The organism is Psychrobacter fulvigenes (assembly GCF_904846155.1).
GTDB classification, from domain to species: Bacteria; Pseudomonadota; Gammaproteobacteria; order Pseudomonadales; family Moraxellaceae; genus Psychrobacter; species Psychrobacter fulvigenes.
This window is the reverse complement of the sequence record NZ_CAJGZP010000001.1, coordinates 1497557-1515322: the sequence shown is the minus strand read 5'-3', so window position 1 is coordinate 1515322 and position 17766 is coordinate 1497557. Positions and strand designations below refer to the sequence as shown.

The following is a 17766-nucleotide window of genomic DNA, read 5'->3' as shown; positions in this document are numbered from 1 at the left end:
ATAGCTGCTGAATGACTTCTGAGGTGTCAACTAAGCTGCATTCAAAAAAGCTCGCGAACGCCTAGCCATCGCTCTGCGAGTACCATCAAGCAGTCGTATTCATCCTGACTGATTATCGTATCGTGTAACATGACGGTATGCAATGTACTTAGCCATTGTCGATACTCATTATAGTCTATTTGACGGCTTTCCTGTTGTCTCTCTGGATAATTCTCTTTGCCCTGAGTCTCTATTATAGAGTCCGTAGCAATAGACGCGCGACAGACAGTCACAGCATTAATAATAACCAATAGCTGAACGCTATTTAGACTTTGAGCGGTTAACAATAACCACTGCAAGTTGGCATCACTGACCGTGGTTAAATTAATATCAATCAGGCGCGCATGGCGGCGCAAATCGACGATATAATGCGCAACGCTGTCGTTATTATAGCCGAGCCCTGATACATGTATTGAGCTATCTAACGTCGATATCACTTGACCTTTGACATCTTTCGATAGCCGGTATGCAAGCAACGTCACTATAGCTCTCTTAGCAACATCAAGGCCGTTAAACACCTGTCCAGAAGGGTCAAGCTGAGCACATATATCACTCATGCCCCTCTGTAATAACGGTTGCCATTCAGCCTGTGTGTCTCCATCATTATCATTTAAAATTTCGGAAAATATTGGCAGTAATTGCTGTAAATGCAGTGCTTGCCATAACGATAGAATTGGTGAAGCTTGCTGCGTTACAGTTGAGATTGAAGCACTTTTTGAATGAGTCGGTATTGATTGTTCATTAACCATTAAATCTTTTTCATCTGATAGGTTATCAGAAAAACTTTTGGTCAGATCAGCTGATAGCTGTTTTCCAAACAGCTCAAGCATGCCTTGTTGATAGCGCGACAGCATCGTACGACATTTTTGCTGCTTTACATAATGTTGATGCGCTTGGTTGCTATGACTGGTTTCGCTTTTTAGACGTAATTGATCAATGATGCTTTCTGATAAATCATGCTGGCGTAGTTTATTTACAGCGAGTGCAATCAAAGCACTGTCTAAACGTCTATCAAGATTTGCAATTATTTTTAATAATTTATGGTCTAGCGTATGTGCTAAAACTTGAGGGTTACTGAAAGTAACAGTCTTCATCTTAGTATTAGCATTGGTGTCAGCAGCAAATACTCTATCGTTTGGAAGCCCAAGCCAAATATCTTTTAAATCATACATGCCAGTCGTAGATATTGCCTGTCCTTGATGACAAAGCATGATGGCTTCTATTAGAGCTTGCGCCCCTAATGGATGATGACTGTGATTGAGCACATATTGTGATAATGTCACTTTGTTTATATCGTCAACACTAATCAAAGCTGCTGATGGCAAATCGCTGTCAGGTTTTGCCATCCATGGTTTTAACAGCTGATAAGTACCAATATCTTCTGCTACTTGCAAACGCCCATCAACAACCACATCGTCTTCTACGACAAATTCAAGCCCTGCATCTGTTTCCAATTTACTGCTAGGTTCATCAGTAGAAAAAGCTGAAACTTCATTGTCAGTCATATCATTAGGATTTTCGATGAAATTATTATCAACAGCATGGTTAAAAGATGTTGATTGAACTTTAGATATATGAGATTGGGGTGTGATTACTTTTTTATTGCTGCTTAGGCTATTTTCTTTTATTGCTCCCCAATCACCAAGACGACGCTGTTCATATATCTCTTTTATTTTTTGCTGATTTATGCGCTTCTCTCTTGCGACCTGAACGGCAAAGTCATGATAAGCATTGGTATTGATGGCACTCATACGCTCGCTTAAGCTAGGATGCGTAGCAAACCACGAAACATCACCCAGATCCGCCCCACTGCTGGCAAAAAAGAAGTGACTCAGCCCGTTAATATCAGCGATATTTGATAAGCGTGAACCAAGTGAATCTTGATGAATGGCTTTTAAAGTTTCCATGATCGCAGGCGAGCGTGTCAGCTGCACGCTAGTCGCATCAGCGAGCAATTCACGCTGACGGTTAAAGCTATGCTTAATCAGCTGCGCACTTGCCATACTCGAAAAGCTCAACCCATGTAACAGCAATGTCCAAACACTGCGCGGTGCTTGCCGATCAATCTCAGGTCTATTTTCTAGCCATCGTGACTGGCTCTTAGCTGACGACTGCTGGCTGTTCGATTGGGTTTGCCAGTAAGATACCCAATCGCTATGGCTCGTAAAGCTTGCTGTCTGCGCCTCAGTGCTGCGTGCACGACTATCGATTGCGCTTTGTGGCAAAGGCGTGTCTCGATTGACAGCACTATTGAAAGAGCTATCAATCGAGCTATTGAAATAACTGCCTTGCCGACTATAATCAGAGACTTTATTACTGATAGGATCACTCCAGTCATAGACTATCTGCAAGCCTGCCAATACCACCATTAGCTGCAAATTGAACGTCGCATCGCCATGCAGTATATGACCATACTCATGCCCTATAAGCCCGTATAGCCCCTCATCAGACAGCTTATCAAGCGCGCCTTGGGTGACAACTAACACCATATCCTGACTATGGCGACCCGCGACAAAGCCATTGATGCCTTGCTCATCAGGCAGCACATAGAGAATCGGCATACGCAAACCCGAAGCAATGGCTAACTGCTGGGCAATCTCATAATAACGCCGATAAACAGGCGGAAAATCACGCTCATCACGTACCGCTATATGACGGTCACTAAAGCGAACCTTGGCAACAGACTCATGCTGATGAGCGACTCCGCTGCTATGTTCCCAAGCGTCCTGACTGTTATCAATAAACAAACGCACCGCACCCACGCGCTGGGCAATAGCACGACCACCGGCCTTTAAACGGCGATACTCTAAAAAGCTACCACCAATAAAGCTAGCCAACGTCCAAACAATGACCAGTACCAGTGCCCAATAATACACACCACCAGTAAATAAGGTAAGCAGCAGCGCCATTACCCCAAGCGCCACTGCTATATGTGCAAATACGATGAGAAAAAACAGCCCATAGAGCAACAGGCTGCGCTGAGTACGTGTCCGCTGTTCACCAAAAAAATCCATCTATATGCCTGACTTAAAGATAGCTAAACGCATCTGAATATAATGAAATATCAGCCCATATTGACGGTAGGCGCTTGAGCAATTGCTTCTCTATCCTCAAACACTAACGGGCTAAGTGGGCGAAAGCCAAAGGTGCTGCTGACAAGATTATTTGGAAACACTTCGCGGTCATTGTTATAAAACATTACGCTGTCATTATAATGCTGACGGGCAAAACCTATACGATTTTCCGTATTGGTCAACTCATCCATCAGCTCTTTAATCATGCTATCCGCTTTTAATTCAGGATAGGCTTCTACGACCGCTGAGAATTGCCCCAATGCTTTGGACAGCATACCCTCTGCTTTGGCAAATAGCGCCATATGCTCAAGCGAGTCTGGTTGATGCTTACTAGAATCCTGCAAGCTTTGGGCATGATTCCGCGCACTAATCACGTGGGTCAGTGTTTCTTCTTCATGGGTTAAATAACGCTTGGCAGTCTCTACCAAGTTTGGAATCAAATCATGACGGCGCTTTAGCTGCACATCTATCTGTGCAAAGCCATTCTTCGCTTGGTTACGCGCCCGCACCAACTTGTTAAATATCGACACGCCAAAAACAACAGCTAGCACCGCAATAATAATAAACAGCCAAACGAACGTTTTCATAAGTGACCCTCAAAGCTTTCAGTATTAATACCAATAGTGATAAATTTAATCATCTTATTTTAACCCATCTGAACCACTGAAACCTCAGAATCAGACGAAATGCAGGCACAAAAAAAGCCCATTATAATAAAGGGCTTACTATCTCAATCTAGCATTCTTAATATTTTTTTAGGGCCTTACTCAAATTTTGGGCAAAAAAAAGCGACTCCACCAGCACATCCTCGGCACACATTATAACTATTACCGTTGCTACCTTCCGGTCCTGGCGGGATTCATAGAACAATGTTGCGAGGCTACCAATGGAGCCACCAGTTGCAGATTATACAAGGATTTTTTAGTATTGCAACCCCTAGCTCAAAACTGTTTGATTTATGGGACAAAGAACCCTGTAACTTAAGTGACAAAATTCTCATAGCAGCACTTTTAAATTTTACTATTTTAGTTAGGGCGTGTTGAATAAGAAATGAATATAAATAAATGAATGTAAATATAGTCACGTCAGTATAAAAATGAGCTCATCACTATACGACTCATATAAATATTAATACCATCACTCACTTAGGAGATAATAATGAAAACCACTCTACTTAATAAAGCAGCACTAGCCACTGGTACCGCTGCATTGCTGACAGTAATGATGGGTAGCGCCCATGCAGAGCCAACGGGCTACAATCAACTTACTTTTCAAACCGAAGTCAAAGAAGAGATTCAAAATGATGAAGTTCGCGCAAGTATGTACAAAAAAGCGCAAGCAACCACGTCTAAAGCACTGGCCACAACGCTCAATACTTCAATCAATAACGCCATGAAAATTGCCAAACGCTACCCTAGCGTAACGGTTAGTACGGGTCAGCAGCGCACCTACCCTCGCTATGACAAAAATGACAAAATCATCGGCTGGACAGGACAGGCAAGTATAGATTTAAAAAGCACAGACTTTGCAGCGACCAGCCAGCTCATTGCCGACTTGCAAGAAACCTTGGTCATGGAAAACCTAAACTTTGGGGTCTCAGATACCAAAAAAGATGCAATAGAACAAAAGCTCATGACCGAAGCTTCTCGCGCCTTTCAAAGTCAAGCCAAAAACCTAACCCGCGCATGGGATGCGAGCGGTTACCGAGTGGTGAATGTCAATCTAAATACGGGTAGCAACTACCCTCGCCCCATGTATAGCAGCATGAATATGAGAGCAGAAGCAGCGGATGCCTCAGTACCTAGCCAAAGCTTTGAATCGGGCAACAGTACCATTTCAGTCTCTGCTGATGGTACGATTGAGCTGACCAAATAAGTGCGCTAAGTTTATTCAGGATAAATTAAACACTGAGCTATAATAATTCTTGAACCATTGAACAAAAGCTAAGGGCAGTTACTTATCACAGTAACTGCCCCTTTTTCCAACTCCTAAAGACCAAATAATTTAGGCGTCATACTATATTTATCTATTGCCCAAATTAAGCTATCTCCCAACTTTTTTGGCAAAAGCATCATTAGTCACAGGCTGGCTGTTTTGTATATTTTGCTGACTATTCTCTTTTTGACGCAACCTCAACAACACTTTTTGATGCCAAGGTAGACGCTCATAAGCCAAAAGCTGTTGGGCAATTTTCTTATTATTTTGCAGTGTTTGCGTATTTTGAATAACATAAACCGTCTGCTCAGCTTGCGCCAGTGTCCGTCCAGCATCATCTTTGACGATAGCTTGTATATTATGCGCACCTGGCATGATATCTACCGTCGCAATAGAAGCACTAAGCCCTTGCGCTACTTCATCACCATCTAGATAAATAACCACCCTATCGCCACCTTGTAGCGCAGGTTTTAATTGCAGATTCACCTCAATGCTTTGTGCTGGACGGCGATAAGCGCGCTCCTCATTAGGTTCAGTCATTGTTAGCTGATAGTTCACTGGTGCTTTTGTGGATGCATTGGCGGCTAATTGCGTTGTTACCGCCGCCGAGCTTGTTGTTTGTGTTGCAGCAGGTGCATTGTTAGAGCTGCTATTAATGTTAGCATTACTAATTACATCCGTTTGACTGATCTGTTTACCCGCTTCCTGCTCATAGTTTTGCGGACGATCGGTAAAGGTGACATGGCCTGTTTTTTCATCGATTACTTTGTAAATGGGCGCAGCATTGACCATAGGCGCACAAAGGCTTGCTGCACCCATGACCAAACCTAGCAATAGCCCAGTGAGTTTATGATTGTTGAATTGCAGTATGGGCTGGGTTTTTATTGTTGCTTGGAAAGTTGGGTGCATAGTCAGTCAACCTAATCAGTGCTTATTATTAATAAATATAATGCTACAAATACTATTATGCGGTATTTAACTTGTGAAATCAGTAAGTGTGTCCTAGAAAGTTGGTGATTTAACCCAACTGTCTCTTTTTACAAGCATAAAAAAACCAGCTAAGATTCCCTCAACTGGTTCTTCTTAATCAAGAATTTAAAGTTTTAACAGCTAATTAACAGCTATAGTACAAGTCAAACTCAACAGGATGCACAGTGACATTGACGCGCTGTACTTCTTCCTCTTTTAGCGCGATGAATGCTTCTAGCATCTCTTCGGTGAACACATCACCTTTTAATAAGAACTCATGATCATCACGTAATGCTTGTAGCGCGACCTCTAAGTTCTCTGCAACCGTTGGGATTTGTGCTTCTTCTTCTGGTGGCAAATCATACAAGTTTTTGTCCGCTGCATCGCCAGGGTGCATCTTGTTTTGAATACCATCAAGGCCAGCCATCAATAGCGCAGCAAACGTGAGGTAAGGGTTGGCCGCAGGATCTGGGAAGCGCGCTTCTACACGTACCGCTTTTGGGCTGCTAACGTGTGGAATACGAATAGATGCTGAGCGGTTAGAGGCTGAGTAAGCCAGCTTAATCGGCGCTTCATAATGCGGCACCAGACGCTTATAGCTGTTGGTCGATGGGTTAGTAATCGCATTTAACGCACGGGCATGCTTGATGATACCGCCGATGAAGTATAGCGCTGTCTCAGACAAGCCAGCATATTCATCACCAGAGAAAGTATTTACGCCATCTTTTGAGATAGACATATGCACGTGCATACCTGAACCATTATCACCAACCACAGGCTTTGGCATAAAGGTGGCTGTTTTGCCAAACTGATGCGCCACGTTGTGTACCACATATTTCAACTGCTGCACTTCATCCGCTTTACGTACTAGGGTGTTGAACGCGACACCAATCTCTGACTGACAAGGTGCGACTTCGTGGTGATGCACTTCAACACAGCCTTCGCCGATGATTTCTTCTAGACGCTCACACATGACAGAACGCATGTCTTGTGAGCTATCGATTGGTGGTACTGGGAAATAAGCACCTTTGACACGTGGGCGATGCCCCATATTGCCCCACTCATAGTCGTTATTGGTCGACCATGCCGCTTCTTCAGCGACAATCTTGTGGCTGACACCTGACATCTCAATCGACCATTTCACTTCGTCGAATACAAAAAACTCAGGCTCAGGACCGAAGTATGCGGTATCACCGATACCCGTTGATTTTAAATACTCTTCAGCACGGCGAGCGATAGAACGCGGGTCGCGGTCGTAGCCTTGCAAGGTCGTTGGCTCAATAATGTCACAAGTCACTACCACAGTCACCGAATCAAAGAACGGGTCGATAAAAGCAGTTTCGGGGTCAGGGCGCAAAATCATGTCTGAGGCTTCAATGCCTTTCCAGCCAGCGATGGATGAGCCATCAAACATCTTGCCATCTTCCATCACCTCTTCGTCAACGCTATGCGCTGGGAAGCTGATATGCTGCTCTTTACCGCGGGTATCGGTAAAGCGAAAATCAACCCATTTAGCATTTGATGATTCGATAAGCTCTAATAATTTATTCGACATGAATGGTCTCCCTAATGGTTATCATGTTTCTGCGTTTTAATATGCTGTGCGCACACAGTGCTGGCGCTATTTTAGCAATATCCGATCAATAATGCTGAACTGATATAACCTCTTTCCTCGCTTATCTGTCACTTGGACTATCGCAATAAGCTTTTACAAAATACAAAGTGCAATCGCTGTGCCAAGAAATTTGGCTAAAAGCCTGTAGACCAATCCTACTCTAGCTTCAGACTTGATAAGCGAAAATTAAAGGTACGAAAATAACGTTGCTAATTTATAAGACTCAAACATTATGCACAATAATGGTCTGTATTTAAATAAAAATCGCACCAAATTAGTGCGTTTTATATTTGTAAAACATTAAAATGGTGCATCTAAATATACTATATTTATACCATTTCCAAAAATTAGAGTAGCGCGGAAAACTTGTGTAAGTACTACTCTTAGTAGGCTTAGCAAGTTTGACAAAGTTTATCGCACTTTTTGGGTTTGGTATTACTTACTTATTAAAAAATATTCGATGATTACTGACACGTCTTTGGGCTCATTTTGATATCGACAATGGGATCAAAGCTCTCATCCACATATTTAAAGACTAAAATGTGACCATTCGCTGGCATGAAATTCTCCGAGAGATAATCATCGTTACAAAAATCCTTGATAGAACGCTCAGATAAAAACTCCTCTTTGAGCATCCTCTTTTCTAATGCAGTAAATGCTACGGTATAACGATACGTAAACTCACTAAAGTAAGGACTCATAAATACACGCTCAACCTGCAATTGATTATTTACCTGCATAGGTAAAGTGGCAGCAACAGCACTGGTCACTGAACCAAAGTAGTCTGCTGCTAACGCCAAATCTGTATATCTAAGCGTATTATCAATAATTCCATGACGGATCAGCTCTTTATCAGTCTCGGATAACTCTACAGCGACAGCATAAGCGGGCATATAAAATAACAAGCCACATAACACCGCTCTATAAAAAATTTTCATCTCTTACCTCTTAATTTTTAAATAGGCATAACATTTCAATAGGTATAACAGTAGCTACCTAAATTACGGCTCACGGCTAGTTTCTGCTCATTGATAAGCAGAAAACGACTGCCAACTATTAGCCGCATTTGATACCTTGCAAAATAGTGGTAAGATACAAAGCTTATAAGCACCACCACATCAATAGGTTGAAACCATAATGATTCTGATGATCGATAACTACGACAGCTTTACGTACAATATTGTACAGTACTTCGGTGAATTGCAGCAGGATATCATCGTCTGGCGTAACGATCAGGTCACCATCGAACAGATTAAAATTCTAGCGCCTGACATTATCGTCATTGGCCCTGGCCCTTGTGATCCAGATCGTGCAGGTATTTCGCTAGAAGTCATTGATACCTTTAAAGGCGTCATTCCCATTTTAGGAATTTGCCTAGGTCATCAAGCGATTGGGCAAGCATTCGGTGGCAAGGTGGTCAAAGCTGGTGAAGTTATGCATGGACGCTTGTCCGCCGTCTATCACAATGGACAGGGTGTGTTTACAGATCTGCCTAACCCATCGCAAGCCACGCGCTATCATTCACTGGTGATTGACAAAGCCAGTTTGCCAGATTGCTTCGAGATAACTGCTTGGACACAAAACACCGACGGTAGCATTGAAGAAATCATGGGAATACGCCATAACAGCTTTGCCATTGAAGGGGTACAGTTTCACCCTGAGTCCATCTTAAGTGAGGCAGGCTATCAACTGCTTAATAACTTCTTGCAAACTCACAGATTAGCGGTATTAAGCTCAGAGGAATTGCCGCAAGTAGGCTAAAGACTGAGCAATCCTAAACGGTTAACGACAACCCAAACATCTATAAATACATACAAAAGATAATAATAAGCGAGACCCTAATGACCACTGCAACTACACCGGATGATATTGCTCAACTGTCTGATGACGATGTTCATAAACTACTGACGACTGCACTGGGCAGGATTTTTCAGCATATTGATCTAACCTTTGATGAGATGTATCAAGTCATGCTTATCATCATGCAAGGCAGATGTAGTAATGCCATGATGGGCGCTATCTTGACTGGCCTACGTATGAAAGGCGAATCAATCGATGAGATTACCGCGTCCGCGAGTGCCATGCGTGCTTTGGCGGCTAATATTGAGCCAAAAGGCTGTGATTATCTGGTCGATATCGTTGGTACAGGCGGTGACGGAGCCAATTTATTTAACGTCTCTACCGCTTCAGCCTTAGTGGCAGCAGCAGCTGGTGCGCAAGTTGCTAAGCACGGTAACCGCGGCGTCTCTACCAACTCTGGCAGCTCCGACTTACTTGAGCAAGCGGGTATCAGTCTGGCGCTCACCCCTGAGCAAGCAAAAGACTGCATAGAGAACGAAGGCATTGGCTTTTTGTTTGCGCCCAATCATCACAGTGCGATGCGCTATGCCAATCCAGTACGCCGTGAGCTAAAGGCACGGACGATTTTTAACATTTTAGGGCCATTAACCAACCCTGCTAGCACGCCCAATCTCGTTATCGGCGTATTCACCGCTCAACTGTGCGAGCCTATCGCAAAAGTGATGAAAAACTTAGGCGCACGTCATGTGATGGTCGTCGGCGCAAAAGATGGTTTAGATGAAATTAGCTTAGCAACTTCAACAACTGTTGCTGAATTAAAAGACGGTGAGATATCTGTATATGAGCTGATGCCAGAGGATGCGGGTATCGAATCACAAACCCTTATCGGGCTTGACGTCGACTCTCCTAAGCAAAGTCTCGAGCTGATACGCGCCGCTTTATCAGGTGCAGATACTTATGATCGGGCGGTACTCAAAGCGCGTGATATGATTGCCCTAAATGCTGGAGCAGCTATTTATACGGCAGGACTTGCCAGCAACTATCCTAATGGTGTTAGCCGAGCACAAAAAATCATTCAAAATGGCGATGCGCTAGCCAAACTTGAGTCCTTAGCCAAATATACACAGCAGCTGGCGGTGAGCGCTTAGCCTATTTCATACAAAATAAAGAAGCAAACGTAGCCATTACTGCCCTTTTAAATTTAATTATATTCGGATATGAGCATGACCAATACAGATATTCCCTCAGTATTACAACGCATTGTCGCTACCAAACAAGAGGAAGTAAAAGCTGCTCGTGCAGCATTACCTCTTGAAGATTTACAAGCACAAGTAGCCGCTGACAACAAACCACGCCGAGGCTTTGCAGCGGCCCTACGAGCTGCGAGCACTAAAGAAAACGGCATCGGTATTATTGCTGAAATCAAAAAAGCTTCACCCTCTAAAGGCATTATCAATCATAACTTCTCGCCAGCATTATTTGCCCAGCAATATGAGCAAGCTGGTGCCAGCTGTCTGTCAGTACTCACCGATCGTGACTACTTCCAAGGCGATGACAGCTATCTTATTGCCGCGTCTAATACCGCCAGCTTACCCGTGCTACGTTAAGACTTTATGATTGATGTGTATCAAATCTATCAGTCCTATTTACTAGGTGCCGACTGCATTCTATTAATCATGGCCTGTCACGATGATACGCAAGTACAAGAGCTACATGCGCTGAGTATCGAGCTAGGCATGGATGTATTGATTGAAGTCCATACACAGGCTGAGCTTGAGCGCGCACTAGAACTGCCTCGTTCAGCGCACAATATCTACGGTATTAACAATCGTGATTTAAATACCTTTGACGTTGACCTACAAACCACGCTCAATTTAAAAGACATCTTGCTCGAAGCATTAGCTGCTGATGCTGATGCTACAGCGCAAAACCCCCTGATAGTTACTGAAAGTGGTATTCATAGTAGCGAAGATATTCGTTTGATGTTGAATCACGACATTCAGCACTTTTTAATCGGTGAGCAGTTCATGAAGACCGATCACCCTGGACAAGCGTTACAATCCTTACTTGCGGGCGTCGCAGCACAGGCGTAAAGTATGACCATATTTGCAATATTTTTAGCCTGATTATTAACTGTTATCAACTGTATAACTGATTAATCTACTCATTCATCCATTAACCAATGATACGTTAACTTTTATGTCAAACTCTCTATTTTCTAAAGAAATGCAAGACCAGCTCAAAGAGCTCAAAGGCCAACTGAGCAAAGGCCGCGATACTACATCACCTGACGGCGAAGACCAAAAGCCCACTGAGCCTGTTTCATTACCAACCCAAAAGCAGGTTAAAAAAACCGTCAAACAGCTGGGCAGTGAGCATGTCGATGACGACAAAGTCTTGTTTATGCAAGCCATGCATGGCGTCAACCCATTAGAAGACAAAAACGTGCGCTCACCTGCTGGTGCGACAAAAGCGAACAAGCTTGATGCAGCAACCCTATCAAAACGTGCCGCCGCCCAAGGCAGTGATGATGCAGACTTAGGTGCGGGTTTATCGGACATGCAGGCTCTACTCAACCCTGTGGCTGGTGAAGCGTATTTGTCTTACAAACACCCTACCCTGCAAAACAAGATCTTTGATCAGCTCAAAAAAGGCCAGTTACGTTGGTATGACGCGGTCGATATTCATGGCTGTACCATCGAAGAAGCACGCGTGGCCATGACCCAACTACTGAACCAAGCCAAGCAAAACAATGAAACCATGGTAAAAATTGTCCATGGTAAAGGCAGTGAAGCCATTCTAAAAACGTGCGTCAACGGTTGGCTACGTCAAATACCAGAAGTAATGGCATTTTGCTCTGCACCGCCAAAAGATGGTGGCAATGGCGCGATATTGGTACTACTCAAAAAGCCTAAAGCCGATAGCAAATAAATCTTAATGATTAAAAACAGAAAAGGACTGCAAATTTGCAGTCCTTTTTGTGATTATATAGTCCATACACTCTAAAAATATCATAGCGCTACTGGGATGCTTTCTGTTCAAAATATAGGTTGCGCAGCCTCTGGATACGCAGAACGCAAGTAAAATTTATACCAGTAGCGCGTTTAAATCCACAACAGTTTTACATTCAGCTGACTATAGTTATTTAAATAACTATTTAGATATTATACCATTACCAAAAATTAGAGTAACGCGGAAAACTTGTGCAAGCACTACACCTAATAGGCTCAGCAAGTTTGACAAAGTTAATCGCACTTTTTGGGTTTGGTATTATTAAACTATCTAAGATATTGTCCGTTTATTACCACTGCCTTTCAAACTATTGATTATGAGTCACTTATGAGCCGACAGACCATCGAAACTGCAAAAGAGCTAAAAGAGCATATCATCGAACTCATTGCACTCGAGCCAAGATTTGCTGCTATCTATGAGCAAGTTGGCGTACCCAACTTGAGACATAATGCAGGTGGCTTTCAGCAGCTCATGAGAGCGATGGTTGGCCAGCAACTGTCTGTGGCAGCGGCGGCAAGTATCTGGCAACGACTCATAGATGCTGGGTTGACTGCTCCGCAAGCCATTCGTGAAGCAACCGATGACACCTTGCGAGCACAAGGATTGTCTAAGCAAAAAATCCGCTATACTCGATCTTTAGTAGAGCATGATATAGATTTTGCAGCACTGGAAGCGATGACCAATCAAGACGTAGCCAAGACCCTTACGGCTGTGACTGGCATTGGGAACTGGACAGCTGAGATGTATTTGTTATTCTCCCTAAAGCGCGCGGACATACTCGCTGTCGATGACTTGGCAATCAAAGTCGCTGCCATGCATTTATTAGGCCTGACAGAGCGCCCAACGCCGAAACAGCTAAAGAATTTAACCCAAGACTGGTCGCCACACCTTAGTGCCGCAAGCTTACTGCTATGGGAGCACTACGGTTTTTTACGTAATAAAACCGCAGTGCCTTTGTAGTAATTTATGTAGTAAGTTATGTAGTCAGATTTGTAGTAAAAATAGCCATAATCGCACTAATTACATGAGTATATGAGCGGCTATTATCTTTATAACTGGCTATGCAAACTGTTTAAAAAGCCCCCTAAAGTCAGTATTAAGGTTGGTTCCAGATAGAGATTTTAAGGTTCTTTTTGACATACCTAAACTTCCTTTTTGCTAACGTATAGCGGCGAGCTTTCTTCCTGTTAATCTTTCGCACTGCTTGCTTATCATCAGCTTGTTTGTTTTCCTCAGTGTTATCAACTTCCTTTTTCAACTCAACAGCCTCTGCTTCGCTATAATCAGTAGCCTCTGATGTCTCATCGACAGAATCAATAGCATCATTTTCGATGCTGTTTTCTATATGATGGTCAAACTCACTTTGTTCAACAATTAATTGCTGTGTTGGTAGCGCATGTTCAACTTTATACCTCTTCACTTTTGTCAATATATCGACCAATAATGTGTCTTGTTTGCCGTAGAACTCTATAACATCAACAGAATTCACGTAAGCTCTTAGTTGAATAACATAGCAGTCTTGACGCAGCTCCAAAATATTGGCCTGATTCCATTCTTGGTTGGTCAGCTCATGCTCTTTCAAAAGCTTATCTAAAGCGCCCACCATTTTGAACACTTCATTAATATCAGCGCTGCGTTTTATGTATAAACTGTGCAAAAAGTGAAACATGTCACGCGAGGCAAAGTTTTCAATCTGCATCGATGAAAAGTCGCCATTGGGCACAGTAACTACCGTACGGTTCAAGGTACGTACTCGTGATGAGCGAATACCGATATCAATAATCGTCCCTTCTTGATCCCCAAACTTACAGTAGTCGCCTATCCGCACTGGCGAATCTGCAACCACCACGACACTACCAACGAGGTTTTCGATCGTCTTTTGCGCACCAAGGGCTAAGGCCAAACCACCCACCCCTAATGCGGCAATACCGGTCGTCAAATCAAAGCCCAAATTACCGAAGATGACAATAACCGCAAATATTAATAATAGCGCTTTGACGATTTTACGCAGCAAACCTAAGATAGAGACTCGTTCAGTATAGTTCTTCTTATAACTTAGGTTGACCGCTCGGGTGAATATAGCGTCAATCACCCTTAGTAGCAGCCAAGTTACCGCCAGCCAAGAAGCAATTTCAGTGAAACGATTAATCGGCTCGCGTAGCGTTACTGACACGCCAGCAGAGACCATTATCTCAGACAGCATCAGTGCCATCACCACGACAGATAAAGGCAATATGACTCTATTTGGCAGGGGTAATGGTACGCCGCGCACTCGTGGATAAGCAATTCTTAGCAAGTGATAGCCTAACCAAACCACGATATAAGTCAGTATAAAACTACCAACAATCATGATGATGGCAGCCACCAAATCTGCCAACTGATAGCCAAGCAGCTTTTTACCTTCTAACGAATCAATGGTATAACGCGATACCAAAGTCGGCTCAGTATTTTCGATCACCTCTGGCACCGAACTGAGCGTCTCAGAAGAGAACTGCCAATACTGCTCGCCATTTTTTGACACGACACGCTCAAGTATCAGCGGCACGCTTTTTTCACCGACCTTAATGCTACCCACATTCTCTTGGCTTGGTGGCAGCTGATCGGTTAAGTTACCCTCAGGCGTGTTATTAATCTGCAAGTCAGCTTGAAAGCGGCCACCCGCATCAAGCGCCTGCTTGAACTGACGCACTTCTGTGGTGGGATTGTCAGATTTGGACAAGTTTAGATAGTTACTCGCCAGCAGATAGTCATTCTCTCCTAAGGCACTAATGAACCCTTGTACTGTCTGCCGCGGTGTATCGCGCCCAAATGAGTCTGGTATCGATTCGCGGACGACCTCTTCAGTACCACCGCCAACACCAAGCACTCCTGCCTCAGCAGCGACCGCCTTGTTATTTGGTAATACCAAGCTTAATATCAGCGCAATTAGAAGTACTGCCACCATTAGCGGTGCTTTTACTAATGGCACCAATACAGACGAGGCAATACTAGGTATAGAATAGTGCTTAATAGACAAAACAAACCTCTTAGCTTTTGATGTGTGACCACTAATCATAAAATCTGCTTATGATAACAATTATTTATCACAGTAGTGGCTTTGATTGCAGGTTTTTATAGTCATCAGTGTTGTTACTTCTCACACTTACCTTGCCAACATTCATAATAAACCACTGACATAAATAACAATATCAGCACTCAAGTGCATACATGGCGATTCGTCATGAAAATAACTCAGCTTACCGTGAAGAAACATTAGGTTAAATAAGTTTATAAAGTGGTAACTTTTGTAGATAATAAGCGCTGCTGTAACTGTCTAACGTTTTGGTAACTTTTGCTTGATAACTTTTGGATTATTTATGATTTTTTTACGTTCTTCTTCGACCACCTATCTTCGCTTAAGTATCTTAAGCGCGCTTGGTTTATTTGCTGTCAATACAGCAATGGCTGCTACTACAGACATTAGTACTGTTAATGATAACGAGCTGCCACAGGTCGAGCTTGATAAAATTGTGGTAACCGCCACGCGTACGCCAACTAAAATCAGCAATACCATTGCCCAGACTCGCGTCGTTGATAGTGAAGCACTCAAGCGTTATCAAGGGCAAACGGCTTTAGAGGTTCTAAAGCGTCAGCCTGGATTCAGCATTAAACAAGATGGCGGCATGGGTAGTAGCAGTAACTTTTATGTACGTGGTTATGATAGCAAGCGTGTACTCATATTGATTGATGGCGTACGCTATGGCTCAATGTCAACAGGTCAGCCCGCTTTAGCCTTATTACCAACCGATCAGATCGATCGTATTGAAATATTATACGGTGCCTCAGGCTCTAGTATTTATGGCGCTGACGCAATGGGCGGTGTTATTCAAGTATTTACCAAAGGTAGTAATGTTGATCAAAGCAATTTTTCTGTGACTGCTGGCGTTGGTTCACACGACCACTACGTCTATGGCGCAGCCGCGCAGTTTGCAAACGAAGCAGGTGCCAAGCTCAGTCTATCTGCCAGTCGTAACCAAACCGATGGTATCAGTGCTATTAAATACCAAACAGGTAATAACAAGGACGAAGATGGTTTTGAAAGTAACAACTTTGCGATCAATACTAGCGTTCCTTTAACTGATAGTATCAGTATCGGTGCCACTGGCCTGTTTGCCAAATCAACGACTGAATTTGATGATTTTAATAATAGCGCCGATGCAGAAATCGAGCAAGAAAACGGTGCTGTATCAGCGTTTTCACAATATGAAAACGATAAGCTGACAGTCAGGTTATCGGCAGGTCAGAGTTTGGATAAGCTTGACAACAAGGTTGGTGATGCGTTTGAAACCAAACAAAAACAAGCAAACTTACTCAGTATTTATCGCTTGCCTACAGGACAGTTACAAGCAGGCGCAGAATGGTTAGAGCAGGAAGTAGATATTACTGATAACACACCTGACAATGGTAACGACACTTACAAAATAAACGACCGTACGATCAAAAGTGGCTTTGTTGGTTATCAGCTCAACAAAGACGCTTATGATCTGCAAGCCAATGTTCGTTATGATGATAACTCACAGTTTGATAACGAAACAACCTATAGCTTAGGTTACGCCTTAAAACTAGCACCTAGTTTACGTCTTGGTACCAGCTTTGCTACTGGTTATAGAGCGCCTTCGCTTAATGACTTATACATTGAAAGTACTTACTATGTACCCAATGAAAATTTAGAAGTCGAAAAAAGCAACAACTTAGAAGTGTTTATCGAGTCCAATAGTGCGCTTCAAACCACGCGACTAACGGGATTCAATAGTCGTGTCGACAATCTGATTAACAATGCTTATGATCCAGCAACTTTCAAATATCAAGCAACTAATATTGATGCAGCAAGATTATCAGGCTATAGCTTCACCTCGGACTGGCAACTCAGTAATGTTTTATTTGGTGGTCAATATACTTATACTGATGCAGAAGAGCGCTCAGGCGTGAATAAAGGCAAGCAGTTGGTTTATCGTCCTGAGCATACTGGGCTTATCTATGTAGGCTACCAAGCTTTAGACTTTGACGTTCGCGCTGAAGCAGAATATGTTGGCAAAACCTACAACTCTCCTGACAACAGCACCTTTATAGATGACTATACGCTGTTTAATGTTAGCGGAAACTATTACATCAACCCAAATCTTACGCTGAGCAGCCGTGTTGAGAATTTGACTAACGAAGACTACACAACTAACGAAGGTTTTGGTACTCGCTATAACCAAGACGGTATCAACTTCTTCACGTCTTTAACCTATAACTGGTTCTAAGCCTGTCTAGCAGTATAAAAAGCCTGTCGTTATCAAA

At 43.1% G+C, this 17766-nt stretch carries 12 protein-coding genes, 1 other RNA gene and 1 pseudogene; 7 read left to right on the top strand and 7 right to left on the bottom strand.

From position 1 onward, the window contains the following. Nucleotides 1-41: 41 nt before the first annotated feature. From JMX03_RS06620 to ffs, 3 genes are all read right to left on the bottom strand, one after another. Nucleotides 42-3053 (bottom strand): M48 family metalloprotease, encoded by a 3012-nt coding sequence (locus tag JMX03_RS06620; protein WP_201595387.1) that lies wholly within the window; start codon nt 3051-3053, stop codon nt 42-44. A gap of 50 nt (nt 3054-3103) precedes the next feature. Then, entirely contained in the window at nt 3104-3700 is a 597-nt protein-coding gene (locus JMX03_RS06615; protein WP_201595385.1) for a LemA family protein, read from the bottom strand. A gap of 205 nt (nt 3701-3905) precedes the next feature. Then, nucleotides 3906-4002: signal recognition particle sRNA small type (gene ffs, locus JMX03_RS06610), an RNA gene on the bottom strand. Between the two features lie 269 nt (nt 4003-4271). On the opposite strand from ffs, the gene JMX03_RS06605 reads away from it, so the two are divergent. Then, nucleotides 4272-4988 (top strand): SIMPL domain-containing protein, encoded by a 717-nt coding sequence (locus JMX03_RS06605; protein ID WP_201595383.1) that lies wholly within the window; start codon nt 4272-4274, stop codon nt 4986-4988. Between the two features lie 168 nt (nt 4989-5156). Here the strand turns inward: JMX03_RS06605 and JMX03_RS06600 are convergent, their stop codons facing one another. The 3 genes from JMX03_RS06600 to JMX03_RS06590 all read right to left on the bottom strand — a co-directional run bounded on the left by JMX03_RS06600 (nt 5157) and on the right by JMX03_RS06590 (nt 8570). Continuing rightward, entirely contained in the window at nt 5157-5957 is an 801-nt protein-coding gene (locus JMX03_RS06600; protein WP_201595381.1) for a DUF4124 domain-containing protein, read from the bottom strand. Between the two features lie 205 nt (nt 5958-6162). Further along, a complete protein-coding gene (gene glnA, locus JMX03_RS06595) occupies nt 6163-7572 on the bottom strand; it encodes a type I glutamate--ammonia ligase (RefSeq protein WP_201574860.1) in 1410 nt (469 codons plus the stop codon). 524 nt (nt 7573-8096) lie between these two features. Beyond that, nucleotides 8097-8570, bottom strand: coding sequence for a hypothetical protein (locus JMX03_RS06590; protein ID WP_201595379.1), 474 nt, complete (start codon nt 8568-8570; stop codon nt 8097-8099). Between the two features lie 199 nt (nt 8571-8769). On the opposite strand from JMX03_RS06590, the gene JMX03_RS06585 reads away from it, so the two are divergent. The 5 genes and pseudogenes from JMX03_RS06585 (at nt 8770) to JMX03_RS06565 (ending at nt 13404) form a co-directional block, all read left to right on the top strand. Further along, nucleotides 8770-9393, top strand: coding sequence for an anthranilate synthase component II (locus tag JMX03_RS06585; protein WP_201595377.1), 624 nt, complete (start codon nt 8770-8772; stop codon nt 9391-9393). 80 nt (nt 9394-9473) lie between these two features. Then, complete coding sequence (trpD, locus tag JMX03_RS06580; RefSeq protein WP_201595375.1) at nt 9474-10580, top strand: anthranilate phosphoribosyltransferase; 1107 nt, start codon at nt 9474-9476, stop codon at nt 10578-10580. A gap of 75 nt (nt 10581-10655) precedes the next feature. After that, nucleotides 10656-11525, top strand: a pseudogene (gene trpC / locus JMX03_RS06575) (indole-3-glycerol phosphate synthase TrpC). Between the two features lie 106 nt (nt 11526-11631). Continuing rightward, nucleotides 11632-12363 (top strand): Smr/MutS family protein, encoded by a 732-nt coding sequence (locus JMX03_RS06570; protein WP_201595373.1) that lies wholly within the window; start codon nt 11632-11634, stop codon nt 12361-12363. Nucleotides 12364-12771: 408 nt separating this feature from the next. After that, nucleotides 12772-13404 carry a DNA-3-methyladenine glycosylase family protein gene (locus JMX03_RS06565; protein WP_201595371.1) on the top strand — a complete coding sequence of 211 codons (633 nt, stop codon included), beginning with the start codon at nt 12772-12774 and terminating at the stop codon, nt 13402-13404. A 136-nt stretch (nt 13405-13540) separates the two neighbouring features. Here the strand turns inward: JMX03_RS06565 and JMX03_RS06560 are convergent, their stop codons facing one another. Further along, the gene (locus JMX03_RS06560) at nt 13541-15460 is read right to left on the bottom strand and encodes a mechanosensitive ion channel family protein (protein WP_227695416.1); all 1920 of its coding nucleotides are present in this window, start codon (nt 15458-15460) and stop codon (nt 13541-13543) included. 340 nt (nt 15461-15800) lie between these two features. Between JMX03_RS06560 and JMX03_RS06555 the strand changes: the two genes are divergently transcribed. Then, on the top strand, nt 15801-17729 hold the full coding sequence (locus tag JMX03_RS06555; protein WP_201595367.1) for a TonB-dependent receptor plug domain-containing protein: 1929 nt from the start codon (nt 15801-15803) through the stop codon (nt 17727-17729). The last annotated feature ends 37 nt before the right edge of the window (nt 17730-17766 follow it).

Excerpts from the sequence above, each read along its gene's own strand:
- JMX03_RS06620 (WP_201595387.1), bottom strand. The coding sequence starts at position 3,053 with ATGGATTTTTTTGGTGAACAGCGGACACGTACTCAGCGCAGCCTGTTG.
- JMX03_RS06615 (WP_201595385.1), bottom strand. The coding sequence starts at position 3,700 with ATGAAAACGTTCGTTTGGCTGTTTATTATTATTGCGGTGCTAGCTGTT.
- JMX03_RS06605 (WP_201595383.1), top strand. The coding sequence starts at position 4,272 with ATGAAAACCACTCTACTTAATAAAGCAGCACTAGCCACTGGTACCGCT.
- JMX03_RS06600 (WP_201595381.1), bottom strand. The coding sequence starts at position 5,957 with ATGCACCCAACTTTCCAAGCAACAATAAAAACCCAGCCCATACTGCAA.
- glnA (WP_201574860.1), bottom strand. The coding sequence starts at position 7,572 with ATGTCGAATAAATTATTAGAGCTTATCGAATCATCAAATGCTAAATGG.
- JMX03_RS06590 (WP_201595379.1), bottom strand. The coding sequence starts at position 8,570 with ATGAAAATTTTTTATAGAGCGGTGTTATGTGGCTTGTTATTTTATATG.
- JMX03_RS06585 (WP_201595377.1), top strand. The coding sequence starts at position 8,770 with ATGATTCTGATGATCGATAACTACGACAGCTTTACGTACAATATTGTA.
- trpD (WP_201595375.1), top strand. The coding sequence starts at position 9,474 with ATGACCACTGCAACTACACCGGATGATATTGCTCAACTGTCTGATGAC.
- JMX03_RS06570 (WP_201595373.1), top strand. The coding sequence starts at position 11,632 with ATGTCAAACTCTCTATTTTCTAAAGAAATGCAAGACCAGCTCAAAGAG.
- JMX03_RS06565 (WP_201595371.1), top strand. The coding sequence starts at position 12,772 with ATGAGCCGACAGACCATCGAAACTGCAAAAGAGCTAAAAGAGCATATC.
- JMX03_RS06555 (WP_201595367.1), top strand. The coding sequence starts at position 15,801 with ATGATTTTTTTACGTTCTTCTTCGACCACCTATCTTCGCTTAAGTATC.